The organism is Arenimonas malthae CC-JY-1, from assembly GCF_000747075.1.
Taxonomy (GTDB): Bacteria; Pseudomonadota; Gammaproteobacteria; order Xanthomonadales; family Xanthomonadaceae; genus Arenimonas; species Arenimonas malthae.
This window is the reverse complement of sequence record NZ_AVCH01000096.1, coordinates 1-1,951: the sequence shown is the minus strand read 5'-3', so window position 1 is coordinate 1,951 and position 1,951 is coordinate 1. Positions and strand designations below refer to the sequence as shown.

Below are 1,951 nucleotides of genomic sequence, written 5' to 3'. Positions count from 1 at the left end.
TTGCCAGGCAGGTCACTTGCTCGCGTTCGTTGGTTTTTGGCGGGCGTCATCGCGCACACACCTCTATGGCTGCCCGCCCCTCGACGCGGCGTCCTGCCCATCGAGGGGCGGCCGCTACGGCATCCTGCCTCCGCTTCATCCATAGAGGTGTGTGCACGCTGCCGCAATCGCGGCGCATCGGCGTTCCGCGGGGACAAGCGCGTGCGCTCGCGCACGGGCTCGCCCGCCGGCTGGCCGCGACGTTCCGACTGCGGCAGCGTGCACAGAGGGGTATGGACGAAGTGGAGGGCAGGATGCCCGGAACGGCGGTGAGTCGATGGACACGGACGTCGTATCGATCGAACCGGCGGCCATACCCCTCTGTGCGCGATGACGCCTGCGAGGCACAACCGCCCGCGAGCCCGTGACCTGCTTGCCGGCCAGGCAAGTCCGTTCAGTGGTTGCGCGAGACCGAGTAGTGGGCCAGGCCGCGCAGGGCGCGCAGCCAGTCGGTGTCGGGCAGGTCGTCGAGGGCGGCTTCGGCCAGGGCGGCGTAGTGGGCGGCGCGCTGCTGGCTGTAGCCGATGCCGCCGGACTGGCCGATGGCCGCCAGCACTTCGGGCATGGCGGTGGCGTCGCCGGTTTCGATGATTTCGCGCAGGCGGGCCCGGCAGGCGTCGTCGGCGTTCGCCATGGCGTGGATCAGGGGCAGGGTGGCCTTGCCCTCGGCCAGGTCGTCGCCCAGGTTCTTGCCCAGGGCCTCGGCGTCGGCTGTGTAGTCGAGCACGTCGTCGGCGATCTGGAAGGCCAGGCCCAGGTTCAGGCCGTAGTCGTGCAGCTTCTGCTGCGTGGCGGCGTCGGCGCCCGCCAGCAGCGCGCCCAGGCGCGTGGCCGCCGCGAACAGCACCGCCGTCTTGCGCTCGATCACGCGCAGGTAGGCCGCCTCGTCGGTGTCCGGGTTGTGCACGTGCAGCAGCTGCAGCACCTCGCCCTCGGCGATGCGGTTGGTGGTGTCGGCCAGCACCTGCATCACCGGCATCGCGTCGAGCTCGACCATCAGCTGGAAGCTGCGCGAGTACAGGAAATCGCCCACCAGCACGCTGGCCGCGTTGCCCCAGAGGGCATTGGCCGTCTTGCGGCCGCGGCGCAGGTCGGATTCGTCCACCACGTCGTCGTGCAGCAGGGTCGAGGTGTGGATGAACTCGATGATCGCCGCCAGCTGGTGCGCCCGCGGGCCGCCGCCGCCCAGGGCGCGGGCCGCCAGCACCACCAGCATCGGCCGCAGGCGTTTGCCGCCGGCGGCGATGATGTGTTCGGAAATCTGGTTGATCAGCAGCACGTCCGAGGCCAGCCGGCCGCGGATCAGGGCGTTGACGGCGGCCATTTCGCCGGCGGCGAGCGCCTGGATGTCGGCGATTCCGGGCAGGGCGGGGGCGGTGGGCTGGGCGGACATGGCCCAATTATAGGGTCCCGCGCGTGGTCGCCGGGGCAAAACCCGACGATCCGGGGGGAGAAGGCCCGACGCCCCGGCGGCCCGGGGCTGGCATAATCCCCCCTTCACAAGGCAACCCCATCGAGAAGGCAGGAACGCCATGGCCCGCGGCATCAACAAAGTGATCCTGGTCGGCAACCTCGGCAACGACCCCGAGACCCGCTACAGCCAGTCAGGTTCGGCCATCACCACCATTTCCGTCGCCACCAGCGAGAGCTGGAAGGACAAGAACGGCGAGCAGCAGGAGCGGACCGAGTGGCACCGGGTCAAGTTCTTCGGCCGCCTGGCGGAGATCGCCGGCGAGTACCTGAAGAAGGGGCGCCAGGTGTACATCGAGGGCTCCCTGCGCACCGAGAAGTACACCGACAAGAACGGCGTCGAGAAGTACAGCACCGACATCATCGCCAACGAGATGCAGATGCTCGGCGGCATGGGCGGCGAAGGCGGCGAGCGCGGCGAGCGCCCGGCGCGCGCCGGCGG

2 protein-coding genes are annotated in these 1,951 nt (G+C 70.0%); one reads left to right on the top strand and one right to left on the bottom strand.

Annotated elements, in window-relative coordinates; genetic code table 11:
* Nucleotides 1–433: 433 nt before the first annotated feature.
* Nucleotides 434–1,432 carry a polyprenyl synthetase family protein gene (locus tag N790_RS05135; RefSeq protein ID WP_043801641.1) on the bottom strand — a complete coding sequence of 333 codons (999 nt, stop codon included), beginning with the start codon at nucleotides 1,430–1,432 and terminating at the stop codon, nucleotides 434–436.
* Between the two features lie 139 nt (nucleotides 1,433–1,571).
* Between N790_RS05135 and ssb the strand changes: the two genes are divergently transcribed.
* A partial coding sequence (ssb, locus tag N790_RS05130; protein ID WP_043801639.1) for a single-stranded DNA-binding protein occupies nucleotides 1,572–1,951 on the top strand: 380 nt, incomplete at its 3' end.